We start from the raw sequence: 25,421 nt of genomic DNA, 5'->3' as shown, positions 1-25,421 counted from the left end.
GCGTAAATGTTGTTATTTACCATGTTCCCTGTTCCTGAATAATTAATAGGCGTTGTCTGATAATGCTTCTGGTTTAGCCGATGGCGTAATGCGCTGTGTCTGCTCCTGGATAATCGGTTTTATCTCCATGGCAGGGCGCGGTTTATCCGGGTTGGCTAACTGACACGGCAATAACAAACCACTAAATAGGTTTTTCGGTAACGGGTCGGGCAATGAGACGTCACACTGTTTTTCGCCTGACCAGTAAACCTGTAAGTTTTCACCCGCTTTTACGCCAGCGAGATAGACATGCCCGTCGTCATCAACCAACCCGATTTGCTGCTGGTGGCTGTTTTTAACTTCCGCGCCAAAGGGGGGATAGTCGCCATTTTCCATGCGCAGAACGGCCATCGCTTTTTCACCGCTGATGACGCCAAATTCGCGATAGCCAATCGCACCTTCGGTAAGAGTGGCCTGCACAGTGGACTGCGTTGCCTCGGCATTTTCAGGCAATTGATTGATATCAATGCGAATTTGGTTGCGGTAATAGTCATTGACGTCCGTCAGAACGGCCTTGCCGAACCTATTGGAGTAGACCGGAGAGTTGTAGCCGCCGATGGGGACATCAGCGACGCCGCCGGTATCGACCAGAATACGGCTGCCGCCAGAGAGATTCGTGCGATGTAACGCCCCACCTTTTGCGGTTAGCGTTGCGCCGCCACGCATCGTCAGACCCGCAGAGGTGTAATCGCCTTCCTGATAGTTTGCGCTGACGTCCACGTCCGCATAACTCCCTTCATGGCTGTAGAACCCTTCAGCCCGGGTGTTATTGCCGGACTGGCCCAGACTTAATTGATAGTTGCTGCGATCGTTCAGGCGCTGGTAATAACTGACCTGGCTGGAATTGTCGTCGTCGCTAAACATGCCGTTGTAGCTGATGGACTTATCGTTGCCCCAGGGGATCATCAGTGAAACATAAACACCATCGTCGGATTCATTGTCATATTCACTGCGATAAGCGGTCAGAGAGAGGCTCATATTCTTCATTGAACCGATATCAAAATAGTGAGAGACCATGAGGTTGTAGTTGTTCTGGTCTCCTCTGTCCCAATATGTCCGGCGGTTCCAGGTCAGGTAAACGTTGAGCGCGGGGTCGCTAAAATTCTGGCTATAGCTAACGGTGTACATCTCTTTATCGTGGCCTGCACGGACGTTGTCATCATGCAGCGCATCGAGATATTCGCTCATCGTCATGTAGTTTTCTTCGGAAAACCGATAACCGGCAAAGGTAAAGCGGCTGTTTAACTGATCAAAATCTTTGGCGTAGCTGATGCGATAGGAGTTCCCCTGGAGAGTACCGTGTCCATATTCGCCCGCTTCCGGGAGTTGAGTTCGTGAATGGGTGACGTCAAGGGCGAGCGCTCCCAGTACCGCCATATCGCGGCCGATACCAATGGCGACGGCCTGATAATGTTCTTCACCCACAGCACCGCCGTACAGCGACCAGCTATTGGCAAAGCCCCATGATGCTTCACCAGCGGCAAACGCGTTACCTTCAGCGTGATGGTTCCAGTCCTGTGGACGCCCCACCGTGCCTTTGTAACGCACCATGCCCTGGCGGGTTAAAAAGGGAATGGAGGCGGTACTGACGTCATATTCCTGAACCTGGCCGCTTTGCTCTTCAATGCGGACATGTAAATCGCCGGATACCGCTTCGTTGATATCCTGAATATGGAATGGGCCAGCAGGAACCTGTGACTCATAAATAACGCGACCTTGCTGCGTTACGGTGACTTTCGCATTGGTACGCGCGACGCCAGAGATGTCCGGTGCATAGCCACGCAGGTTTGGCGGAAGCATTTGATCATCGGTTTGTACGCTGGCACCGAGGTAGTTAAAGGTGTCGAAGATATCCGAGGCAAGAGCGTCTTCACCGAGCGTCAGTTTTGCCCCAAGGCCGGGTAATGCACGCCATGCGTAATAGCGGCTCCATTCCCAGTCACGCAGATCTTGCCCTTCACTGTCGCTGGTATTCAGATAACTGGCCTGCCAGTCAGCACGTAAGCGCCATGCGCCCAGGTTACCGCCAACAGTACCATTCGCCGTGATGTCATGTTCATCGACGCCATCATTCTGCTGATGGCGAACCTGAGCATTCATGTTGTAATCGAATATCAACCCGGGAATACCTTCATCCCAGCGCGAGGGCGGATCCCATTCTGCGTCGGTATATTCCAGCCAGGCCTGGGGGATCGTCACCTCAAGCTGGGACTGACTTAAATTTGCCTGTATTACCATGCCTTCAATCTGGCCCGGTTGCAGGCATTGGCCGTCTTTAATCCATTGTAATGTTTCGACTAATTCTGGTTTTAGTCCCAGCTTTGATATGACATCGGGAGAAAGACAAGGGAAGCTGTTACTCGGGTCATCCTCTTTAGGATACCAATGAATGTCATTCTCCTCTGCCAGAGGATATTTATTTACGACAACCTGCAAGTTGTAATTTCCCGGAAGGACATAACCTTTATGGGAAAATTTCCCTAAATCAATTTTTGTCCCACCTTTTACGTCAAGAAATTGGGTATTAAATTCAACAGCCTCTTCTGCATTGCTTTTCCCGGAGAGACCGGTCAGCGTCATCATGATTGCCAGACTTAATATTCGTAAGCGGAAAGGGGCATGGTGTTGCATCAGATAAACCGTCCTGATAATAACAATAATGAGTGTTTTTAATTTTTATTAATGCCCTGAATTCCTTGTTCAGGGCATTGCACTTATTACAGCGGGTAAATTACAGGTAGCTAATCTGGAAATTAACCTGGCTATTGAATTCGCCAATATCAATTGTGCCAGTTGCGTCGCCTTTCACCCATGCGCTGAAATCGACTTCCTGGTTAGGCAGGCCTTTGGCCGGAGTGTTTCCATCCATCTGCAGTTTGGTTTCTGACGCAGTACCCAGTTTGAGTGCTGCACCTTTGCTGGTTCCGATAACAATGCTGGCCCCTTTCATTTCACCGCTGGACCCCATCAGAGCCAGGTTGCCCGGGTTGGCAGTTGATTCGTTACCTGCTGCGCTGAACACCGTGGACATTTTGGTTTCAGTGGTGAATACGCAGTGTTCCATACGGATTTTGAACGGCACAGCCGTGGAGGATTTGCCACCAGTCAGAGAACCTGTACCGATATGGCCGAGGTTAACGGTCTGATGTTCGTCACCCACCACAATGGAGCACGGAGAGTCTTCAATCGTACCGATAAAATTGACTGTGCCGGTATTGCTGCCCACCGCATTTGCATAAGATGAAAATCCCATAACCATCGCCGTTGCCAGTGCAGCTTTTACTAACTTTTTCATTATTTGTCCTTAAATTTAAATGTGAATAAGCACTGTTTTCCGTTAACAGTTAACGTGAGAGCCGTGCTTGCGCTTTAAATTTTTATAGGGGCTATTAATAAATATATTATTTATTCTTGTATTTGGGTCTAAATAAAATATTGTTTGCTGACTTTTTTGTTGAATAACCCACGCATAAATAATTTACCCGAGGTAAATATTAATGCGGAAAGTCTACGGCGTTATTTAATATTATGGTAAATCTTTTTTTGTGGTTGATTATCAGATTAGTACCTGATTAATGATTTAATATATGTTATTCATGTTGTGAATTTAATTTGTCGTAAGGGTATTCTTAATTGTTGGGAGATAGATGCTTTTTTCGCTTAAAAACCGAACGGCTATTTTGCATTTTAATGTAATCTATACTATTTATTTCTACTTTGAATATGTTGGCATTAATATTTTATTAAAAATTAATGAGAATAACATTCACGCTGTGAATTGTTTTATCAATAATAATGTTTTTTAATTAGGTTTAATTAATGATTTTTTACAACTGTATTTATTACGACTCCATTTATTAAGTGAGATATTCAAATTTATTGTCAGGGGGGGGGGAATACTTTCAGACACAGAGTGTAATTTTCAGGAGAGAGATGTTTCGGGGGAGGGCTTCAGCCCTATCACCGGCCAGATAAAACGGATGATGATAGAGCCGTGAGAGGTTTTTGTTATACTTCCAGCCAGTTCATGATCCCGTCAGCAGCTTTGCGGCCTTCGGCAATTGCCGTTACCACCAGGTCTGAACCTCGCACAATGTCACCACCGGCGAAGATTTTCGGGTTGCTGGTCTGGAAGGCGTTGTCGCTTCGCTCTGGAGCGATAATGCGGCCCTGGGGATCCAGTTCGACGCTGTGTTGTGCCAGCCATTCCATGCTGTGTGGACGGAAACCAAACGCCATGATCACCGCATCTGCCGGAATGATATGTTCAGAGCCTGCGACAATCTCCGCGCGGCGACGGCCTTTAGCATCGGGTTCGCCCATTTCGGTACGCACCATTTTCACGCCGCTGACTTTGCCGTTGCCATTCACTTCAATACCCAGCGGCTGGACGTTGAATTTGAACTCCACACCTTCTTCCCGCGCGTTTTTCACTTCGCGACGGGAACCCGGCATGTTCTCTTCATCACGACGATAGGCACAGGTGACGTGCTTCGCTCCCTGGCGCACGGAAGTGCGCACGCAGTCCATCGCGGTGTCGCCGCCGCCAAGTACCACTACGCGTTTGCCTTCCATGCTGACGAACGGTTCTTCGTTGGTTTCGCCAAAACCCATTAACTGTTTGGTGTTGGCGATGAGGAACGGTAGCGCCGCGTACACGCCGTCGGCGTCTTCGTTTTCCAGTCCACCGCGCATTGACTGATAGGTCCCGACACCGAGGAACACTGCATCGTAATCGTTCAGTAGATCGTCCAGTTGTACGTCACGACCCACTTCGGTATTGAGTTGGAACTCAATGCCCATGCCGGTGAAGATTTCACGGCGGCGCGTCATCACCTCTTTTTCCAGCTTGAAGGCCGGAATGCCAAAGGTCAGCAGACCGCCGATTTCCGGATGACGGTCGAAGACGACAGCTTTCACACCGTTGCGCGTTAACACATCCGCACACGCCAGCCCCGCCGGACCTGCGCCGATAATCGCCACTTTTTTACCGGTCTGTTTTACGCCAGACATATCCGGACGCCAGCCCATTTCGAACGCTTTATCATTGATATAGCGTTCAATGTTACCGATGGTCACCGCGCCAAATTCATCATTCAGGGTGCAGGAGCCTTCGCACAGGCGATCCTGTGGGCAGACGCGTCCACACACTTCCGGCAGGGTATTAGTTTGATGCGACAGTTCTGCCGCTTCAAAAATCCGCCCCTCGTTGGCGAGCTTCAGCCAGTTTGGGATGTAGTTGTGTACCGGGCATTTCCATTCGCAGTATGGGTTGCCACACGACAGGCAGCGGTCAGCCTGCGCTTTGGCCTGGCCTTCGGAAAACGGCTCGTAAATTTCGACGAACTCAATTTTGCGGATCTTCAGCGGTTTCTTTGGCGGATCAACGCGCTGCAGGTCGATAAATTGATAAACATTCTGACTCATTGTTGCTACCCCTTACTGCGCCTGCACGCGCAACTCTGCTGCACTACGACTACGGTGACCCAGCAGTGCTTTTACATCACTGGACTTCGGTTTAACCAGCGCGAATTTGCTGGCGAAGGTTGACCAGTTAGCCAGGATCTCTTCACCACGCTGGGAACCGGTGTGTTGCACATGCTCGGTGATAAGACCACGCAGATGCTCTTCATGGATCGCCAGGGAGTCAACGCTTAACACTTCCACCAGTTCCGGGTTAACGCGTTTGCGGAAATCACCACTTTCGTCGAGAACGTAAGCGAAGCCCCCGGTCATGCCTGCGCCAAAGTTAACGCCGGTTTTACCCAGAATACAGACGATACCGCCGGTCATATATTCACAACCGTTGTCGCCAATGCCTTCTACCACAGTGATAGCACCAGAGTTACGCACACCGAAACGTTCTCCTGCACGGCCTGCGGCATACAGACGACCACCGGTCGCGCCATACAGGCAGGTGTTGCCGATAATGCTCGCCTCATGGCTGCGGAAGGCCGAACCCACGGGTGGACGAATGGCGATTAAGCCGCCTGCCATGCCTTTACCAACATAGTCGTTAGCATCGCCAGTCAGATACAGCTCCACGCCGCCTGCGTTCCACACGCCGAAGCTCTGACCCGCGGTGCCGTTGAAGTACGCTTTGATAGGATCGGCTGCCAGCCCCTGATCGCCGTGTGTTTGCGCGATGTAGCCAGAGAGTGATGCGCCCACGGAACGGTCGGTGTTGCGAATATCGAACCAGAAGGTTTTGCTCTGGCGCTCATCGACAAACGGTTTCGCCTGTTGCAGCAACTGCGCGTTGAGTATGCCGTTATCAAACGGTGGGTTTTTCTCAGTGCAATAGAGCGCTTTACCCGGATGTGGCTCGGCGGTCTCCAGCAGGCGAGACAGCTCCAGTTTCTGTTGTTTTGCTGTGAAACCATCCAGCTCTTTGAGCAGGTCGGTACGACCAATCAGATCGACCAGACGTGTTACACCCAGTTGCGCCATCAGCTCGCGGGTTTCACGGGCGATAAACTCAAAGTAGTTAGTCACTTTGAACGGTAAGCCGTGATAGTGATTCTTACGCAGTTTTTCGTCCTGAGTTGCTACGCCGGTGGCGCAGTTGTTCAGGTGACAAATACGCAGGTATTTACAACCCAGCGCCACCATCGGACCGGTGCCAAAGCCAAAGCTTTCCGCGCCGAGAATTGCCGCTTTGATGATATCAACACCTGTTTTCAGGCCGCCATCAACCTGCAAACGAATTTTATGGCGCAGGCCGTTAGCCACCAGTGCCTGCTGAGTTTCCACCAGGCCCAGTTCCCACGGGCAGCCTGCGTATTTCACCGAGGAGAGCGGGCTTGCGCCGGTGCCGCCGTCATAGCCCGCGATGGTGATTAAATCGGCATACGCTTTCGCAACGCCAGTTGCGATAGTCCCGACGCCTGGTTCAGAAACCAGTTTGACGGAGATCATCGCTTTCGGGTTAACCTGTTTCAGGTCGAAAATAAGCTGCGCTAAATCCTCGATAGAGTAGATATCGTGGTGCGGCGGCGGGGAGATCAGCGTTACGCCCGGCACGGAGTAGCGCAGTTTGGCGATATACGGCGTGACTTTATCGCCAGGTAACTGACCACCTTCGCCCGGTTTCGCGCCCTGAGCGACTTTAATCTGAATCACGTCGGCGTTAACCAGATACGCCGGGGTTACGCCGAAGCGGCCAGAAGCGACTTGTTTGATACGTGAGACTTTATTGGTGCCGTAACGCGCCGGATCTTCACCGCCTTCCCCGGAGTTAGAGTTACCGCCGATGCTGTTCATCGCTTCCGCCAGCGCTTCGTGGGCTTCCGGGCTTAATGCGCCGATAGACATCGCTGCGGTATCGAAGCGTTTAAACAGTTCACTGGCTGGTTCAACATCAGCAATGTTGACCGCGTTTTCACCCGGAGTAATCGCCAGCAGATCGCGCAGTGTCGTTGCCGGACGCTCGTTAACCAGCTTCGCGTATTCCTGATAGTCGCTGTACTCGCCACTCTGAACTGCCTGTTGCAGTGTGCGCACGACGTCCGGGTTGTAGGCGTGGTATTCGCCGCCATGCACGTATTTTAACAAGCCGCCCTGGCTGATGGGTTTACGCGCCAGCCAGGCACGTTTTGAAAGATTCAGCAGATCCTGCTGGAAATCTTCAAAGCTCGCGCCGCCAATGCGGCTGACTGCGCCCTGGAAGCACAGGCTCACCACGTCATCGTGCAGACCGACTGCTTCGAACAGTTTCGAGCAGCGGTAAGAGGCGATGGTGGAGATGCCCATTTTGGACATGATTTTGTACAAGCCTTTGTTGATGCCGTTACGGTAGTTCAGCATCACGGTACGATAGTCTTTGGCAATCGCATGGGTGTCGATTAAGCGTCCCAGCGTTTCATAGGCAAGGTACGGATAAATGGCGGTTGCACCGAAGCCCAGCAGCACAGCGAAGTGGTGCGGATCGCGGGCGCTGGCGGTTTCGACGATGATGTTGGCATCGCAACGCAGGCTTTGATCGACCAGACGGGTCTGGATCGCGCCAACCGCCATCGGAGCCGGAACCGGCAGGCGATCTTTACCGATATTTCGGTCTGAAAGTACCAGTAGCACGGTGCCGCTACGTACCATTTTTTCGGCTTTATCGCACAGCTCTTTAACCGTCGCTTCAAGCGTGGTTTTGCTAACGTCAAAGGTGATATCCAGCGTATCTGCGCGATAGTGCTCCTCTTTCATGGTCGTGAGCTGTTTGAAATCGGAGTAGAGCAGAATTGGCGATTTAAAGCTTAAGCGGTGCGCCTGGCCTTCTGCTTCGCAGAAGACGTTCATTTCACGACCGATGCTGGTGGCGAGCGACATGACATGCGCTTCACGCAGGGGGTCGATTGGCGGGTTAGTCACCTGGGCAAATTGCTGACGGAAGTAGTCGTAAATAATACGCGGCTGGCTGGAGAGCACGGCGAATGGGGTGTCGTCGCCCATCGAACCGACGGCTTCCTGGCCGTTTTCGCCCAGTACGCGGATCACGGAATCCAACTCTTCCGCGCTGTAGTTAAACTGTTTCTGGTAGCTGGCAAGCGTGTCGTCGTCCAGTTCGCGACTCCCCACTTCTTCATCAGGCAAGTCTTCAAACGGCACCAGACGGCGGACGTTTTTCGCCATCCACTCTTTGTACGGATGGCGGCTTTTCAGGTCATCATCGGTTTCCGCCGAGTGCAGAATACGCCCACTGCGAGTGTCGATCACCATCAGCTCACCTGGCCCGACGCGGCCTTTTTCCACCACTTCATCAGGCTGATAATCCCAGATGCCGACTTCAGAGGCGCAGGTGATCAACTTATCTTTGGTGATGACGTAGCGTGCCGGACGCAGACCGTTACGGTCGAGGTTACAGGCGGCGAAACGACCGTCGGACATCACGATGCCCGCCGGACCATCCCACGGCTCCATATGCATGGAGTTAAAGTCGAAGAACGCGCGCAGTTCCGGGTCCATATCCGGGTTGTTCTGCCAGGCAGGTGGCACTAACAGGCGCATGGCGCGGATGATATCCATCCCGCCCGCCAGCAGCAGTTCCAGCATGTTATCCATCGAGCTGGAGTCGGAGCCGGTTTCGTTCACAAACGGTGCTGCGTCGTGTAAATCGGGGATTAGCGGCGTCTGGAATTTATAAGTACGGGCACGCGCCCACTGACGGTTACCGGTGATGGTGTTGATTTCACCGTTATGTGCGAGGTAACGGAATGGCTGCGCCAGTGGCCAGCGCGGCACGGTGTTGGTGGAGAAGCGTTGATGGAACAGGCAGATAGCTGATTCCAGACGCAGATCCGCAAGATCCAGGTAAAAGCGCGGCAAATCCGCCGGCATACACAGACCTTTATAGATGTTGACCAGATTCGACAGGCTACAGATGTAGAAGTCTTTATCGGATTCGAGACGTTTCTCAATGCGGCGACGGGCGATAAACAGACGGCGTTCCATATCGCGCGGACGCCAGCCAGCCGGAGCGTTAACGAAAATTTGCTCAATGCGTGGCAGAGAGGAGAGGGCAATTTCACCCAGTACGCCTTCGTTGGTGGGGACATCACGCCAGCCCACAATCGACAATGTTTCGCGTTGCAGCTCTTCTTCAATGATGCGGCGTGCGGCAGCGGCGAGTTCGGGATCTTTATTCAGAAAGATCATCCCGACGGCGTAGTTTTTCGCTAAACGCCAGCCGCGTTCTTGCGCAACGATGCGAAAAAAGCGATCCGGTTTTTGTAACAGCAAGCCGCAACCGTCGCCGGTTTTACCATCAGCGAGAATCGCGCCACGGTGCTGCATGCGGGCCAGTGCGTGTATTGCCGTACGCACTACCTTGTGGCTAGGTTCGCCTTCTATGTGGGCGATCAGGCCGAAACCACAGTTGTCCCTCTCAAGGGATTTATCGTACAACATATCGTGAACCTCCCCCAGGCTCTGCGGGAACCCCACTTCCGAACCGTAACGCACGGGCACAGAAAGAGCGTGGCGACGGGGTTTGCGTTTCATACGCTTACCTCGCATTCGCCCCCTTTTTTTGTCCTTTTCGCATCGGTTAATACGGTGAAGAGGGGATCTCAATTACTGCATAAATATGATGAGCAGGCTGCTCATCCAGAAAGCTTCCAGCGGATTTCCAACTTATCGGTAAAGGCGACACAGGTCAAATGGCAAGCTTATTGGTATAGAAATGTGCTTTAGCGCAAAAATATTCATTAATTTATTGAAATTAAATGAAATATCTTATTTTGAATTAAAGTGGGGTGAAAAAGGAAAACGTTGAGTTCCTGACTACTATAGAGGCGTGTTAACCCTTATCCTGCCTTGAACTGACGCTTAAACCAGCATTTTATACTGCATTGAGAGATAAAGGCGTTTCATACTACTGTTTTTGTTTAAAATCCATTAGCGGATAAAAAAATCTGACGCAAGATAAGGAAAAGTAATTAATACGATATTGCATTAAATTTCAGTAATTGTGATTGAATATGCAGTTGGTAAAGGCAGGCCAGGGCGATTGATCCAGGTCATCGCAGAATTGAGCTAAAAATGGCAGGCTTTGGCCTCTTTTCAAGGCGCGGTCTATCAGATTATGCAGTTACAGAAATTAGTCAATATGTTTGGTGGAGATCTTACCCGTCGTTACGGGCAAAAGGTGCATAAACTGACGCTGCACGGTGGTTTTAGCTGCCCGAATCGTGATGGCACCATCGGACGCGGTGGCTGCACATTCTGTAATGTTGCCTCGTTTGCCGACGAAGAACAGCAACATCGTTCTATTGCCGAACAACTGGCGCATCAGGCAAATTTAGTTAATCGCGCGAAACGCTATCTGGCTTACTTTCAGGCTTATACCAGCACCTTTGCGGAAGTTCAGGTACTGCGCTCTATGTATCAGCAGGCGGTGAGTCAGGCCAATATTGTCGGTTTGTGTGTTGGCACCCGCCCGGACTGCGTACCGGATGCTGTGCTGGATCTGCTTTGCGAATATAAAGATCAGGGTTATGAAGTGTGGCTGGAACTGGGACTGCAAACCGCTCATGACAAAACGCTACACCGTATTAACCGTGGCCATGATTTCGCCTGTTATCAACGCACGACGCAACGGGCACGTGAACGCGGGCTGAAAGTGTGCTCGCACTTAATTGTCGGCCTGCCGGGTGAAGGACGCACTGAATGTCTGCAAACGCTGGAGCAGGTGGTGGAAACCGGTGTTGACGGCATAAAACTGCATCCGCTGCATATCGTGAAAGGCAGCATTATGGCGAAAGCATGGGAAGCGGGGCGTTTGAACGGTATTGAACTGGACGATTACACGCTGACAGCGGGAGAAATGATCCGCCATACACCACCGGAAGTTATCTATCATCGTATTTCCGCCAGCGCCCGTCGCCCGACGCTACTTGCCCCACTGTGGTGTGAAAATCGCTGGACGGGAATGGTCGAGCTGGATCGCTATCTTACTGAACACGGCGTGCAGGGATCGGCGTTGGGACGCCCGTGGATGCCACCTTCCTCGTAGTTAATCTGGGGAATTCCGCATTTCTCACACAATTTTCAGCGTAACTGTCAGAATTGGGTATTATTGTGGCAGGTTGTCGTGAAGGAATTCCTTAAATGAAGCAAATTCGTTTGTTGGCGCAGTACTATGTTGACCTGATGATGAAGTTAGGTCTGGTGCGCTTCTCAATGCTACTGGCGCTGGCGCTGGTGGTGCTCGCCATTGTGGTTCAAATGGCGGTGACCATGGTGCTGCATGGTGAAGTTGAAAGTATTGATGTTATCCGTTCCATCTTCTTTGGTTTGTTGATTACACCGTGGGCGGTTTACTTTCTTTCGGTAGTGGTGGAGCAACTGGAAGAATCACGGCAACGTCTGTCCCGGCTGGTGCAAAAGCTGGAGGAGATGCGCGAGCGCGATCTGAGCCTCAACGTACAACTGAAAGATAATATTACCCAGCTTAATCAGGAAATTGCCGTTCGTGAAAAAGCAGAAGCTGAATTGCAGGAAACCTTCGGTCAGTTGAAAATTGAAATCAAAGAGCGCGAAGAGACGCAGATTCAGCTCGAACAGCAATCCTCATTCTTACGTTCCTTCCTTGATGCTTCACCCGACCTGGTTTTTTATCGTAACGAAGATAAAGAGTTTTCCGGCTGTAATCGCGCGATGGAGCTGCTGACCGGGAAAAGTGAAAAACAACTGGTGCATCTGAAGCCTGCTGATGTTTACTCGCCGGAAGCCGCAGCAAAAGTCATTGAAACCGATGAGAAAGTGTTCCGTCATAATGTGTCGCTGACCTATGAACAGTGGCTGGATTATCCGGACGGGCGCAAAGCCTGCTTTGAAATCCGTAAAGTGCCGTACTACGACCGTGTAGGTAAACGCCACGGTTTGATGGGCTTTGGTCGCGACATTACCGAGCGTAAGCGTTATCAGGATGCGCTCGAACGCGCCAGCCGCGACAAAACTACTTTTATCTCGACAATCAGCCATGAGTTGCGTACGCCGCTGAACGGTATCGTTGGATTAAGTCGTATCTTGCTGGATACGGAACTCACCGCTGAGCAGGAAAAATATCTCAAAACTATCCATGTTTCCGCCGTCACATTGGGGAATATCTTCAACGATATTATCGACATGGATAAGATGGAGCGGCGTAAAGTTCAACTTGATAACCAGCCGGTTGATTTCACCAGCTTTCTTGCCGATCTGGAAAACCTCTCCGCATTACAGGCACAGCAAAAAGGGCTGCGTTTTATTCTGGAACCGACGCTGCCGTTGCCGCATCAGATCATTACCGACGGTACACGTTTACGCCAGATCCTGTGGAACTTAATCAGTAACGCCGTCAAATTCACTCAGAAGGGGCAAGTGACCGTTCGTGTGCGTTATGACGAAGGGGGCATGTTGCATTTTGAAGTGGAAGATTCTGGCATCGGTATTCCGCAGGATGAACTGGATAAAATTTTTGCTATGTATTACCAGGTGAAAGACAGCCACGGCGGTAAACCTGCCACCGGCACCGGTATTGGTCTGGCGGTTTCTCGTCGGCTGGCGAAAAATATGGGGGGGGATATCACCGTCACCAGCGAACAAGGGAAAGGTTCAACCTTTACTTTGACGATCCATGCACCGTCGGTGGCGGAAGAAGTGGATGATGCGTTTGACGAAGATGATATGCCTTTACCGGCGCTGAATGTGCTGCTGGTAGAAGATATTGAACTGAACGTTATTGTTGCACGCTCGGTGCTGGAAAAGCTCGGCAATACTGTCGACGTAGCGATGACCGGTAAGGCGGCGCTGGAGATGTTTAAACCTGGCGAATACGACCTGGTGTTGCTGGATATTCAGTTACCGGATATGACCGGGCTGGATATCTCTCGTGAACTGACGAAGCGTTATCCGCGCGAAGATTTACCGCCGCTGGTGGCTTTAACTGCCAATGTGCTGAAAGATAAACAAGAGTACCTCAATGCCGGAATGGATGATGTGCTGAGTAAGCCGCTTTCTGTGCCGGCGCTAACTGCGATGATCAAGAAATTCTGGGATACCCAGGATGATGAGGAAAGCACGATGACGACAGAAGAGAGCGGTAAATCGGAAGCATTGCTTGATATTCCTATGCTGGAACAGTATCTCGAACTTGTAGGGCCGAAGCTGATCACTGACGGGTTAGCGGTGTTTGAGAAAATGATGCCGGGCTATGTGAGCGTGTTGGAATCGAATCTGACGGCGCAAGATAAAAAAGGCATCGTCGAGGAAGGTCACAAAATTAAAGGTGCGGCGGGGTCAGTGGGGTTACGCCATCTGCAGCAGCTTGGTCAGCAGATCCAGTCTCCCGATCTTCCTGCGTGGGAAGATAATGTTGGTGAATGGATTGAAGAGATGAAAGAAGAGTGGCGTCACGACGTAGAAGTACTGAAAGCGTGGGTTGCGAAAGCTGCTAAAAAATGACCCCGGCTAGACCGGGGTGCGCGAATACTGCGCCAACACCAGGGAAATCTTGGCTGCGCCGTAAATTATTATGATGAGTTACAAGGGCGCAGCACTGTTTTTCAGGCCGCACGCAGTTAAGATAGCAAATCTTAAATGATTTGTTACATGAATCAGTTAAATGTGTGATGCGTAGCATTTTTATTAAAAAGATTAATGTGTTTCAGTCAGTTGCGAAAGGATGATCACAATGAAGAAAATTGGCGTAGTTCTGAGCGGGTGCGGTGTCTATGACGGTTCTGAAATCCATGAAGCGGTTTTGACGTTATTAGCAATTTCACGCAACGGTGCGCAGGCGGTCTGCTTTGCGCCGGATAAGCAGCAGGTTGATGTTATCAACCATTTAACTGGCGAGCCGATGGCGGAAACGCGCAATGTGTTGATTGAAGCAGCACGTATAACGCGTGGTGAGATCCGTCCTCTGGCTCAGGCCGATGCCGCCGAACTGGATGCGTTGATTGTGCCAGGTGGTTTTGGTGCGGCGAAAAATTTAAGCAATTTTGCCAGCCTTGGCAGTGAATGCACCGTTGACCGTGAATTAAAGGCGCTGGCGCAAGCGATGCATCAGGCAGGTAAACCGCTTGGCTTTATGTGCATTGCCCCGGCGATGCTGCCTAAAATTTTCGATTTCCCGCTGCGTTTGACCATTGGCACAGATATCGATACCGCAGAAGTGCTGGAAGAGATGGGCGCAGAGCATGTGCCGTGCCCGGTCGATGATATCGTTGTTGATGAAGACAATAAGATTGTCACTACACCAGCGTATATGCTGGCGCAGAACATTGCGGAAGCGGCGAGCGGCATTGATAAGCTGGTTTCCCGCGTGCTGGTTCTGGCTGAATGAGTAAAAGCCGCTTAACGGCGTTCGGTTTCGTCCGCCGTTTTCTTCTGCGGTTAGTGGTTGCCCTTGCCGTGTTCTGGGGTGGGGGCATCGCGTTGTTTAGCATAGCGCCAGTTCCGTTCTCGGCGGTAATGGCTGAGCGTCAGGTGAGTGCCTGGTTGCATGGTAACTTTCGTTACGTGGCGCATTCTGATTGGGTTAGTCTGGATCAAATCTCGCCATGGATGGGGCTGGCGGTGATTGCCGCAGAAGATCAGAAATTCCCCGACCATTGGGGCTTTGATGTGGCTTCTATTGAGAAAGCGCTGGCGCACAATGAACGCAATGAAAACCGCGTTCGCGGCGCATCAACAATTTCACAGCAGACAGCCAAAAATCTCTTTTTATGGGATGGGCGTAGTTGGGTACGAAAAGGGCTGGAAGCCGGGTTAACATTGGGGATAGAAACGGTCTGGAGCAAAAAGCGTATCCTGACGGTTTACCTGAATGTAGCCGAATTTGGTGAAGGGGTATTTGGTGTTGAAGCCGCAGCGCAACGTTATTTCCATAAACCTGCCAGCAAACTCACCCAGTCGGAAGCGGCGTTACTGGCTGCAGTATTACCCAACCCACTCCGTTTCAAAGTCTCTGCACCATCAGGCTACGTGCGTAGCCGTCAGGCGTGGATTTTGCGGCAAATGCATCAATTAGGCGGTGAGTCGTTTATGCGACAACACCAACTATATTAAGCTTCGTGCGAAGTGAGTGAGAGTTTCTTGTTCTCACAAGATAGCGTCTCTTTCTGCAGCGCAACAGCTAGCGCGGGTTGCGCGATAAAACGTTGCCACAATCGCTTTTGCTTACGTAGACAACACCACTTCGACCAGGTCGCCAGCGGAATCCACGTGCTTTCACCAATGTTGTCACAGACGACGGGAATAATTTCTGACTCACTGATACGGTGGCAGAGGATATTCTGCGGCTTCAGCGACATCGTCACGATGCGATTATCCTGCAAATAACGCTTCAGGTGTTTCAGTAACTGGCGCAGTTGCGCGATATCTTCTTCGTAACGGCATTGTTTAGCAAATTCGGTCAATGTAATAGACGGCTTGCCATCAAAATCGGCAATGACATCGTAGACATAACCGGTTCCGCAATCAGTCTCAACTGTACCGTGATAGCGTGGAATACCGCTCCAGTCTTTCAAACGACGACCAAGGTGCGCATAGTACTTTAACTCGCGGCGGATCTCTTTATCGCCACCGTCGCCACGGTGGTAGACAATCTTGATACAGCGTTGGGCATCTTCCGGATGCGCGTAACATTTCCGATGTCTTCCGGTGCCCAGGGGACTTTGTTCAGATAAGCGAATCATGCCATCTCCTGGAAATATTTTCTGACAGTCTCCAGTATGGGGGCTTAACTTAAACGAAACCTAAACAAGGCTTTTTAAGGTTTTCTTAAGGTTTTGTGTGTATGGAAAAGCGCACGAAATGTACAAATGACGTTCATTGATGACGATTTCAGTACGCGCTTTTCTTATTGCCCTGAAGGGCTGAGGAGGGAGAATTTAAATGTCAGAGGGATGAAGATTAATCTTCATCGAAACCGGAATTAAAGAGAGCAATAACCGCAGCCAGCGCTTCGACTTCCTGTGGGCCTGTCGCTTCGACTTCAATCTGTCGTCCTTTGGCAGAGTCCAGCATCAAGAGCGCAATAACGCTGTTGGCTTCAGCCTCGGTGCCTTCGTCATTACGTAACAGCACTTCAGCGTCAAAACCTTGCATTAGTTCAAAGAGTTTCATAGCAGGCCGGGCATGCATGCCCAGCTTGTTAGTGATTTCGACAGTTTGCTTGACGGTCATGGTTTGCGTTTTTCCAGCGTGCGATGGCGTGACTGGACGTTTTTACCGCGTGAGCGGAAGTAGTCTGCCAGTTGTTCTGCAATATACACCGAACGGTGCTTCCCGCCAGTACAACCAATGGCGACCGTCAGGTAGCTACGGTTGTTGGTTTCCAGCATAGGTAACCATAGCTCAAGATAGCTGCGCGTCTGGTAGATGAAATTGTGTACTTCTGTGTGACGGTCGAGGAACGCAGCGACAGGTTTATCAAGGCCGGTCATCGGACGCAGTTTTGGGTCCCAGTGCGGGTTCGGCAGGAAACGCACGTCAAAGACATAATCCGCATCAATAGGAATGCCGTGCTTGAAGCCGAAGGACTCAAAGACCATCGTCAGTTCACGCTCGCGTTTACCCAGCAGACGGGTACGCAGCATTTCCGCCAGCTCGTGAACGGACATTTCTGACGTATCGACAATCAAATCCGCCCGCGAACGCAGTGGCTCCAGCAGATCGCTTTCTTTGTCGATAGCGCTCTCCAGCGACAGATTTTTGCTGGAAAGTGGGTGCAGGCGGCGCGTATCGCTGTAACGGCGTATTAACGTGTTACGGTCGGCATCCAGGAACAGCAGTTGCGGTGAGAAAGCATCAGGCAGATTGCTCATCGCCTGTTCGAATATTTCTGGCGACTCCGGCATATTACGAACATCAATGCTGACGGCGGCAGAAATCTCGCGATCGGCCAGGGTACGGGCCAGATCGGGTAACAACACCACGGGAAGGTTATCCACGCAGTAAAAACCCATATCTTCCAGCGCACGCAGGGCGACAGATTTACCTGAACCCGAACGTCCACTGACGATCATCAGTACCATGTACTGTTTCTCCTCACAACGTCTAAAAGAGACATTACAGAATAACTACGCTTCATCCGGAGTACCTTCGGTATCCGTAATGATTTGATACAGCTCTTCATCGCTTTGGGCTGCGCGTAAACGGCGGCAGATGGTTTTGTCCGCCAGACGTTTCGCCACCAGCGAAAGAGTATGCAGATGCGTTTTGGTTTGGTCAGCCGGTACTAGCAGGGCAAAAAGCAAATCAACCGGTTGGTTATCGATGGCATCAAAAGCGATAGGCGTTTCGAGCTGAACGAAAACGCCAACAGCACGCAGAGTATCTTCTTCCAGTTTGCCGTGCGGAATTGCAATACCATTACCAATACCGGTACTGCCCATTTTTTCCCGCGTCAGGATAGCTTCAAAAACCACCTGAGGCGGCAGGCTAAGTTGTTTCGCCGCCAGTTCGCTGATGATTTCCAGTGCGCGTTTTTTGCTCTGGCAGTGGACGCGGCTTCGCGTACATTCCCTGTTAAGAACACTGCTAAGCTGTAGAGTTGTATCATTATTTATCATAATTTCACCTAAGAGCCTGTCCACTCAAACAGTGGAACAGGCTCGGAGCATTAACCGTACAAATGGCCCGTTGTGCCACACAACAGGCCACCATGCACTTGCTAATCGCCCGGACAATTAGTGTTGTTTCAATTTATCTTTATGTTTAGTCAGTTGGCGTGCCAACTTATCGATTAAGCCATCAATGGCAGCGTACATGTCCTGACCTTCCGCGCTGGCATGAATTTCGCCACCGTTTACATGCAGTGTTGCATCTGAGGTATGGGTGACTTTCTCCACTTTCAGAACAACATAGACCTGGTTGATTCGGTCAAAATATTGCTCAAGTTTGGCAAATTTTGAGGTAACAAATTCTCGCAGGGCCTCGGTGATCTCGACGTTATTTCCGGTAATGTTGAGCTGCATAGTGTCTTCCTTATCGGTTGGGTCAAACGAGCTGTTTACGCTGGTTTGACGGCGGAATGGATAAAGACTCTCGGTACTTCGCAACAGTGCGGCGTGCCACCATGATACCTTGTTCCGACAGCAAAGAAGTTAACTTGCTGTCGCTCAACGGTTTCGCTGGGTTTTCCGCCGCGATTAATTTTTTCACCAGCGCGCGAATCGCCGTGGACGAGGCTTCGCCGCCGCCCTCGGTATTGACGTGACTGGAGAAAAAATACTTCAGTTCAAAAATGCCTCGTGGACTATGCAGGTACTTTTGCGTGGTCACGCGAGAGATCGTCGATTCATGCATTTCGACAGCCTGAGCGATATCTGCCAGTACCATCGGTTTCATATATTCTTCGCCTTGCTCAAAGAAGGCTTGCTGCTGTTCAACGATACAGCGACTCACGCGCAGTAGCGTATCGTTACGGCTTTCCAGACTCTTAATCAACCATTTGGCATCCTGCAGATTGCTGCGGATAAACTGGCTATCGCCATCATTGCGTGTGTTATTACACATTGAGGCGTAGTGCTGGTTAATTTGTAGCCGTGGAATGCTGTCGCTGTTGAGTTCAACCGTCCACTGACCGTTATGCTTGCGTACCAACACATCTGGAATGACATATTCCGGTTCGCCGGTCTGGATCGATTGACCAGGGCGTGGATCGAGCGACTGGATCAAGTTGACGGCTTCTTTCAGCACATCTTCTTTCAGGCGTGTTACGCGCATCAGTGTGCGGAAGTCGTGATTTGCCAGCAGATCGAGGTGATCGCTAATGATGAGTCTGGCCTCTTCCAGCCACGGCGTAGTTTTGTCGAATTGGGAGAGTTGGATCAGCAGACAGTCACGCAGATCTTTCGCTGCCACGCCAACCGGATCAAAGCGTTGGATTCGTTTGAGGACAGCTTCAACTTCATCGATGTCGATCTCTTCATCGCCCATACTTTCGAGAATATCTTCCAGTGGAACGGTGAGATATCCCGTGTCATCAACGGCATCGACAATAGAAGTGGCGATGGCGCGGTCAGTGTCAGAAAATGGCGTCAGCTCAACCTGCCACATCAGATAATCCTGCAAGGTCTGCGTCGTTTCGCCCTGATAGACCGGTAGCTCGTCGTCGATGTAGTCACCGCTGGTGCCGGATGGCGTACCGGCGGTGTAGATGGTATCCCAACTGGCATCAAGCGGCAGTTCTTCCGGCATCTCTTTTTGTTCGAGCGCGTCAGCAGTGTCTAACGTTTCGCTGTCTGGCGTTTCGTGAGTGTCGATTTCATCATGAGTGTCGATTTGCTCAAGTAGTGGATTACTTTCCAGCGCCTGCTGCAGCTCCTGTTGAAGTTCCAGCGTGGACAACTGCAACAGACGAATTGCCTGTTGTAGCTGAGGCGTCATCGCCAGTTGCTGGCTAAGCCTGAGTTGCAAACCTTGCTTCATGTTCAGAATCGTACTCTCCTGCTAAAACGTCGCGAGCTTCTACCCTATCAGAGTCTGAAGTCTTCCCCAAGGTATACACGCTTAACATGTTCGTCTTGTAAGATTTCTGTCGGCGTGCCGTGGGCGATTAAATGTCCCTGACTGACGATATAAGCACGTTCACAAACAGCCAGCGTTTCACGCACGTTGTGGTCGGTGATAAGTACACCCAGGCCGCTGTCGCGTAAATGCTCAATGATGCGTTTAATGTCGATGACTGAGATCGGGTCAACCCCGGCAAACGGTTCATCGAGCAGGATAAATTTCGGATTTGCAGCCAGCGCGCGGGCAATTTCTACACGACGGCGTTCACCACCGGAGAGCGATTGACCCATGCTGTCGCGCAGATGCTCAATGTGAAACTCTTCCATCAATTCGTTCGCACGATCTTCACGTTGTTCAGCGGATAAATCGTCACGAATTTGCAGTACAGCCATCAGGTTATCGTAAACGCTAAGACGGCGGAAAATTGAAGCTTCCTGCGGCAGATAGCCGATACCGCGACGCGCGCGTGCATGCAGCGGCAGCAGGCTGATATCGTCATCATCAATAATGATGTTGCCCGCATCGCGCGGCACAATACCGACGACCATATAGAAAGTGGTGGTTTTACCGGCACCGTTTGGCCCCAGCAGCCCGACAATTTCCCCGGAGTTAACGGTCAGGCTGACGTCTTCCACCACGCGGCGACCCTTGTAGGCTTTTGCAAGGTTCTTTGCTGTTAATGTTGCCATAACGAATTAATTACCCTTCTTCTGCGCCGGGGTCTGGCCTTTGTTGTTTTTGTCCTGCAACTGCGACGGCACCAGAACGGTGGTTACGCGCTTGCCTTTATCGCTGAAAGCCTGCATTTTCTGCTCTTTCACCAGATAAGTAATTTTATCGCCCGTTATATTGCTATCGACCTGCTGCAGATAAGCATTACCGGTCAGGATGACAAAATCTTTCGCCAGTTCGTAATGCATCTGGGAAGCGTGACCTTCGACTGGTTTACCGTTGTCCTGCATCTGATAGAAGGTTGCCGGTTTACCGTAGCCGTCAATCACTTCTTTACCTTGTTCGCCGCCCGGACGAGTAACGACCACTTTATCGGCATTAATTTTGATGGTGCCCTGGGTAACGATGACATTACCGGTAAAGGTGACCACGTTGCCTTGCATATCAAGAGATTGCTGATCCGACTCAATGTGAATCGGCTGGTCAGTGTCTCCGGTAACGGCAAATGCCGGAATACTGGCGGCCAGAAGTGAGCTGGCAAGCACAAGATTAAGGCTGAGTTTGTTTGTTTTGAATTTCATAGGATGTTCTAACCTTTTCAATCAGCTCGGCGTTCTTGCTGCGTAAGTTGCCGCGCATTTTCAGACCGCTGGAGTTAAATGTTGTTCCGTATAACGTGACGAGGTCTTCAGAGGTAACATCCTGCGTCACCAGATTGATCTGCGCGTTATCCGTCGTGATTCTGCGAAGTTGAGAGTCCGGCACGAGTGCGTTGACTTCAACGTGTCCATATAAATAGAGCATCCGATCATTGGTCAGCTTGGCTTTATCCGCTTTTACCGACCATGTCGGGATTTTATCCTTATCAAACGTGGTAAGTACCGGTTGCGTAAACCACGAAACGGCCTGATCGGAATAATATTCAACGTGTTGAGCAATCAATCGATAGCTTAGCGCCCCTTCAGGGTTATAGACGAGCGTGTCCGTATGCTCGCTTTTATAGGTGGGATCATTGTTGTTGACGACCACCTGGGCGGTATCGTCTTTCTCGGTCATGTTAATGCCGATCATCACCAGAACCGCCAGTGATAACACAATGATAACCCAACGTCTGGCTTTACTCATATCGATTGCCCTTTGGCTTCATCCAGTTTGCCCTGCGCCAGGAGTAATAAGTCGCAAACTTCACGAACTGCGCCACGACCACCAGCAATGCGCGTCACGTAATCAGCGCGCGGAATCAACAGCGGATGTGCATCGGCCACAGCCACGCTTAAGCCTACTTTTTCCATTACTGGCCAGTCGATGAGATCATCCCCAACGTAAGCCACGTTTTCCGGGGCGATCGCCAGTTTTTCCAGCAGATCGCTAAAGGCGATAAGTTTGTTCGACTGCCCCTGATACAAATGGGTAATTCCCAATGTGGCACAACGATCTTCTACCAGTTTAGCCTTTCGCCCGGTAATGATGGCGACTTCAATATCAGAGGTGAGCGCACAACGAATGCCATAACCGTCCCGAACATTGAACGCTTTAAGTTCTTCGCCGTTGTTGCCCATATAAATCAGGCCATCTGACAGCACGCCATCGACGTCGAGAATTAGCAGACGAATGTTCTCCGCTTTTGCCATAACGTCGGCGCTGACAGGGCCGTAACAGGTCTCAAGCGACGTACCTGCTTTGCTCATTGTTGTTTATCCTTGAATCTTTACACTACGCCTGCACGCAGTAAATCATGCATATGTAACACACCGAGTAAATGGTCGCCATCGGCAACCATTACGGAGGTGATATGGCGGGACTGCATTAAGTTCAGTGCCTCAACGGCCAGAATGCCAGGGCGCACGCGGATTCCCCCCGGCGTCATCACATCGGCAATGCTTAATTGACGGACATCCACACCCATATCGAAGACACGGCGTAAATCACCGTCGGTAAAGATGCCTTCAATCATCATATTGTCATCGCAAATGACAGTCATACCAAGATTTTTGCGGGTAATTTCCAGTAATGCATCGCGCAGGCTGGCGGTTTTTTTGACATGCGGGATCTCATCACCCGTATGCATAATATCGCTTACGCGCAGCAGAAGTTTACGACCCAGTGCGCCGCCGGGATGTGAGAGCGCAAAATCTTCGGCGGTAAAGCCGCGCGCTTTTAACAGGGCGACGGCGAGAGCATCGCCCATCACCAGCGTGGCGGTGGTGCTGCTGGTCGGTGCCAGCCCCAACGGACAGGCTTCTTTCGCTACTTTAACACACAGATGCACGTCAGCGGCACGCGCCATGCTACTCTCCGGACGACCGGTAATGCAGATTAACGGCACGTGAAGACGCTTAAGCACCGGAATCAATGCTGCGATTTCACTGGATTCACCCGAATTAGAGATAGCAATCACCACGTCTTGTGGCGTAACCATGCCTAAATCGCCATGCGCGGCTTCGCCAGGATGGACGAAAAATGACGGAGTACCGGTGCTGGCAAAGGTGGCTGCCATTTTGCGCCCGATGTGTCCCGATTTGCCCATCCCCATAACTACGACTTTACCTTTACACCAAAACATCTTTTCACAAGCGAGTGTGAAATTCTGATTGATGTATTGATCAAGCTCCGCCAGGCATTCACGTTCAATCGCCAGGACTTCTTTACCTGCTTGCTGAAAGTCAAAACCCGGTTGCAACTCTACGTGCGACATAATGCGTTTCCAGTTATTCAACGAGTATTGGCGATAACCAGTACAACATCGCCAGCCATACGATAAATCCGCCTGTTAATAATACCCCTACGCCACGGCCAGGTTGAGGGGAGCGCCGCCAGCACAGCAACGCAAAAATAATGCTTACCAACAACATCACGCTGTAGTCACGGCTATACGCCAGTGGGTTAATCTCCCCTGGGGTAATCAGCGCCGGTAGACCCAGCACGATGACGATATTAAAAATATTCGCGCCGATGATATTACCGACGGCGATGTCGTTCTCACCTTTGCGTACACCGGCTATCGCGGTTGCCAGTTCTGGCAGACTCGTGCCGATAGCGATTGCCGTCAGACCAATAGTCAACTCGCTGATGGCAAAGTAATTTGCCAGCACGGTAGCGTTATCAATCACCATCCGCGTTGCTACTGGCATGATGATCAGTGCAATGCCGAGCCATAAAAAAGCAACGGGTAAACCACCTTCACGCGGCAGTTCTGCAAGTTGCTCCCTGGTCAGGCTGTCAGTTCCCTGACGTTCAGCCTGATGTGCAAGTTTAACAATGAACAGCAGCCATAGCACAGCCAGAAAGAGGAGAAAGATACCATCGCTGCGGCTAAGTTGTCCGTCATAGAGTACGGAACCGGCTACAACGCTGACCAATAACATTAAGGGTAATTCACGGCGCAGAACATCAGAATGGACGGTAAAAGGGCGTACCAGCGCGGTCAGACCGAGGATCAGCAAGATATTGATAATGTTTGAGCCAAGCGCCGTACCGACAGCTAAATCTCGTTGTTCGTGCAGCGACGCGGCAAGTGAAACAATAATCTCTGGAAGTGACGTACCAATACTGACTACGGTCATACCAATGATCAGCGGTGGAATGCCAAAAGTGCGACAAAGAATGGAAGCGGCAAATACCAGTCGGTCGGCACTGTATACGACCAAAAGTAAACCAACAATTAACAGTGCCGTAGCTAAAAGCATCTAACGTCCTTTCTTCAGGTATACTCGCCGGTCCGCTGAAGATTTTCAGAAAGCCGTAATGGATTCTTAATTTTGACTTTATGCGGCTAAAAAGTAAAACAAATGCCAGCTTTCGCTAACCACGGCGGGTAATATTCTGTAAATATGTTGGGTTCAAGGTTAAATTGAGCGTCATGCTTAAAAAATCAACGCAAGACGAAGGGTGAATTATGGAGCAGTCTGTGGCGAATTTAGTCGATATGCGCGATGTCAGTTTTACGCGTGGCAATCGCTGCATCTTCGATAATATTTCCCTGACCGTGCCGCGAGGGAAGATCACGGCAATCATGGGGCCATCGGGCATCGGTAAAACGACGCTACTCCGACTGATTGGTGGGCAAATCGCACCTGATCACGGTGAGATCCTTTTTGATGGTGAGAATATTCCGGCGATGTCTCGTTCGCGCCTGTACACGGTGCGTAAACGCATGAGCATGTTGTTTCAGTCCGGGGCGTTGTTCACCGATATGAACGTATTTGACAACGTTGCCTATCCACTGCGCGAACACACCCAGCTCCCCGCACCATTGTTGCATAGTACGGTAATGATGAAGCTGGAAGCGGTGGGGCTGCGTGGAGCGGCTAAACTTATGCCTTCTGAACTTTCCGGCGGGATGGCTCGTCGCGCCGCACTGGCGCGCGCAATTGCCCTGGAGCCAGATCTCATCATGTTTGATGAACCGTTTGTTGGGCAAGATCCCATCACTATGGGCGTACTGGTGAAGCTGATTTCTGAGCTGAACAGCGCGCTGGGCGTCACCTGTGTGGTGGTTTCTCACGATGTGCCGGAAGTCTTAAGTATTGCGGATCACGCCTGGATTCTGGCGGACAAAAAGATTGTTGCTCACGGTAGCGCTCAGGCGTTGCAGGAGAATCCCGATCCGCGTGTCCGTCAGTTTCTGGACGGGATAGCTGACGGGCCTGTTCCGTTCCGCTATCCTGCCGGCGATTATCACGCTGATCTTTTACCAGGGAGTTAAGCCACTC

At 50.9% G+C, this 25,421-nt stretch carries 21 protein-coding genes; 5 read left to right on the top strand and 16 right to left on the bottom strand.

Annotated features, from left to right (window positions below; all coding sequences use genetic code 11):
- Positions 1-42: 42 nt before the first annotated feature.
- From ESM_RS0116070 to gltB, 4 genes are all read right to left on the bottom strand, one after another.
- On the bottom strand, positions 43-2,670 hold the full coding sequence (locus tag ESM_RS0116070) for an outer membrane usher protein (protein ID WP_010379242.1): 2,628 nt from the start codon (positions 2,668-2,670) through the stop codon (positions 43-45).
- Between the two features lie 100 nt (positions 2,671-2,770).
- Positions 2,771-3,334: a fimbrial protein gene (locus ESM_RS0116065; RefSeq protein ID WP_000737522.1), complete on the bottom strand. Its 564-nt coding sequence runs from the start codon at positions 3,332-3,334 to the stop codon at positions 2,771-2,773.
- A 713-nt stretch (positions 3,335-4,047) separates the two neighbouring features.
- Positions 4,048-5,466 (bottom strand): glutamate synthase subunit GltD, encoded by a 1,419-nt coding sequence (gltD, locus tag ESM_RS0116055; protein ID WP_000081688.1) that lies wholly within the window; start codon positions 5,464-5,466, stop codon positions 4,048-4,050.
- Between the two features lie 12 nt (positions 5,467-5,478).
- A complete protein-coding gene (gltB, locus tag ESM_RS0116050; protein WP_010379237.1) occupies positions 5,479-9,939 on the bottom strand; it encodes a glutamate synthase large subunit in 4,461 nt (1,486 codons plus the stop codon).
- Between the two features lie 676 nt (positions 9,940-10,615).
- On the opposite strand from gltB, the gene ESM_RS0116045 reads away from it, so the two are divergent.
- The 4 genes from ESM_RS0116045 (at position 10,616) to mtgA (ending at position 15,585) form a co-directional block, all read left to right on the top strand.
- Entirely contained in the window at positions 10,616-11,545 is a 930-nt protein-coding gene (locus ESM_RS0116045) for a TIGR01212 family radical SAM protein (RefSeq protein WP_001517170.1), read from the top strand.
- Between the two features lie 95 nt (positions 11,546-11,640).
- The gene (arcB, locus tag ESM_RS0116040; RefSeq protein WP_000809746.1) at positions 11,641-13,977 is read left to right on the top strand and encodes an aerobic respiration two-component sensor histidine kinase ArcB; all 2,337 of its coding nucleotides are present in this window, start codon (positions 11,641-11,643) and stop codon (positions 13,975-13,977) included.
- 229 nt (positions 13,978-14,206) lie between these two features.
- Positions 14,207-14,860 (top strand): isoprenoid biosynthesis glyoxalase ElbB, encoded by a 654-nt coding sequence (gene elbB, locus ESM_RS0116035; protein ID WP_001517169.1) that lies wholly within the window; start codon positions 14,207-14,209, stop codon positions 14,858-14,860.
- A complete protein-coding gene (gene mtgA / locus ESM_RS0116030; RefSeq protein ID WP_000047056.1) occupies positions 14,857-15,585 on the top strand; it encodes a monofunctional biosynthetic peptidoglycan transglycosylase in 729 nt (242 codons plus the stop codon). Before elbB ends, mtgA begins: the two co-directional genes overlap by 4 nt.
- Here mtgA and yrbL read toward each other — a convergent pair.
- From yrbL to ESM_RS0115970, 12 genes are all read right to left on the bottom strand, one after another.
- Positions 15,582-16,214 (bottom strand): PhoP regulatory network protein YrbL, encoded by a 633-nt coding sequence (yrbL, locus tag ESM_RS0116025; protein WP_000620415.1) that lies wholly within the window; start codon positions 16,212-16,214, stop codon positions 15,582-15,584. The genes mtgA and yrbL overlap by 4 nt on opposite strands.
- 217 nt (positions 16,215-16,431) lie before the next feature.
- A complete protein-coding gene (gene npr / locus ESM_RS0116020; protein ID WP_000216792.1) occupies positions 16,432-16,704 on the bottom strand; it encodes a PTS phosphocarrier protein NPr in 273 nt (90 codons plus the stop codon).
- Positions 16,701-17,555: an RNase adapter RapZ gene (gene rapZ / locus ESM_RS0116015; protein ID WP_000243741.1), complete on the bottom strand. Its 855-nt coding sequence runs from the start codon at positions 17,553-17,555 to the stop codon at positions 16,701-16,703. Before rapZ ends, npr begins: the two co-directional genes overlap by 4 nt.
- 45 nt (positions 17,556-17,600) lie before the next feature.
- A complete protein-coding gene (gene ptsN, locus ESM_RS0116010; protein WP_000609336.1) occupies positions 17,601-18,092 on the bottom strand; it encodes a PTS IIA-like nitrogen regulatory protein PtsN in 492 nt (163 codons plus the stop codon).
- Between the two features lie 117 nt (positions 18,093-18,209).
- The gene (hpf, locus tag ESM_RS0116005; RefSeq protein ID WP_001176602.1) at positions 18,210-18,497 is read right to left on the bottom strand and encodes a ribosome hibernation promoting factor; all 288 of its coding nucleotides are present in this window, start codon (positions 18,495-18,497) and stop codon (positions 18,210-18,212) included.
- Between the two features lie 22 nt (positions 18,498-18,519).
- Positions 18,520-19,953 carry an RNA polymerase factor sigma-54 gene (gene rpoN / locus ESM_RS0116000; protein ID WP_000809027.1) on the bottom strand — a complete coding sequence of 478 codons (1,434 nt, stop codon included), beginning with the start codon at positions 19,951-19,953 and terminating at the stop codon, positions 18,520-18,522.
- Positions 19,954-20,000: 47 nt separating this feature from the next.
- A complete protein-coding gene (gene lptB / locus ESM_RS0115995; protein WP_000224099.1) occupies positions 20,001-20,726 on the bottom strand; it encodes an LPS export ABC transporter ATP-binding protein in 726 nt (241 codons plus the stop codon).
- 6 nt (positions 20,727-20,732) lie between these two features.
- Positions 20,733-21,290 carry a lipopolysaccharide ABC transporter substrate-binding protein LptA gene (gene lptA, locus ESM_RS0115990; RefSeq protein ID WP_000669775.1) on the bottom strand — a complete coding sequence of 186 codons (558 nt, stop codon included), beginning with the start codon at positions 21,288-21,290 and terminating at the stop codon, positions 20,733-20,735.
- Complete coding sequence (lptC, locus tag ESM_RS0115985) at positions 21,259-21,834, bottom strand: LPS export ABC transporter periplasmic protein LptC (RefSeq protein WP_000030542.1); 576 nt, start codon at positions 21,832-21,834, stop codon at positions 21,259-21,261. The genes lptA and lptC overlap by 32 nt, the downstream gene beginning before the upstream one ends.
- Positions 21,831-22,397 carry a 3-deoxy-manno-octulosonate-8-phosphatase KdsC gene (kdsC, locus tag ESM_RS0115980; protein WP_000030047.1) on the bottom strand — a complete coding sequence of 189 codons (567 nt, stop codon included), beginning with the start codon at positions 22,395-22,397 and terminating at the stop codon, positions 21,831-21,833. The genes lptC and kdsC overlap by 4 nt, the downstream gene beginning before the upstream one ends.
- A gap of 20 nt (positions 22,398-22,417) precedes the next feature.
- Positions 22,418-23,404: an arabinose-5-phosphate isomerase KdsD gene (kdsD, locus tag ESM_RS0115975; protein WP_001517166.1), complete on the bottom strand. Its 987-nt coding sequence runs from the start codon at positions 23,402-23,404 to the stop codon at positions 22,418-22,420.
- A gap of 13 nt (positions 23,405-23,417) precedes the next feature.
- Positions 23,418-24,395: a calcium/sodium antiporter gene (locus ESM_RS0115970; protein ID WP_000922895.1), complete on the bottom strand. Its 978-nt coding sequence runs from the start codon at positions 24,393-24,395 to the stop codon at positions 23,418-23,420.
- A 209-nt stretch (positions 24,396-24,604) separates the two neighbouring features.
- Between ESM_RS0115970 and mlaF the strand changes: the two genes are divergently transcribed.
- Entirely contained in the window at positions 24,605-25,414 is an 810-nt protein-coding gene (gene mlaF / locus ESM_RS0115965; RefSeq protein WP_000438247.1) for a phospholipid ABC transporter ATP-binding protein MlaF, read from the top strand.
- The last annotated feature ends 7 nt before the right edge of the window (positions 25,415-25,421 follow it).

Source organism: Escherichia sp. TW09308, assembly GCF_000208565.1.
Taxonomy (GTDB): domain Bacteria; phylum Pseudomonadota; class Gammaproteobacteria; order Enterobacterales; family Enterobacteriaceae; genus Escherichia; species Escherichia marmotae.
Note: the sequence above shows the minus strand (reverse complement) of the source record. Positions and strands in the feature narration are given on the sequence as shown.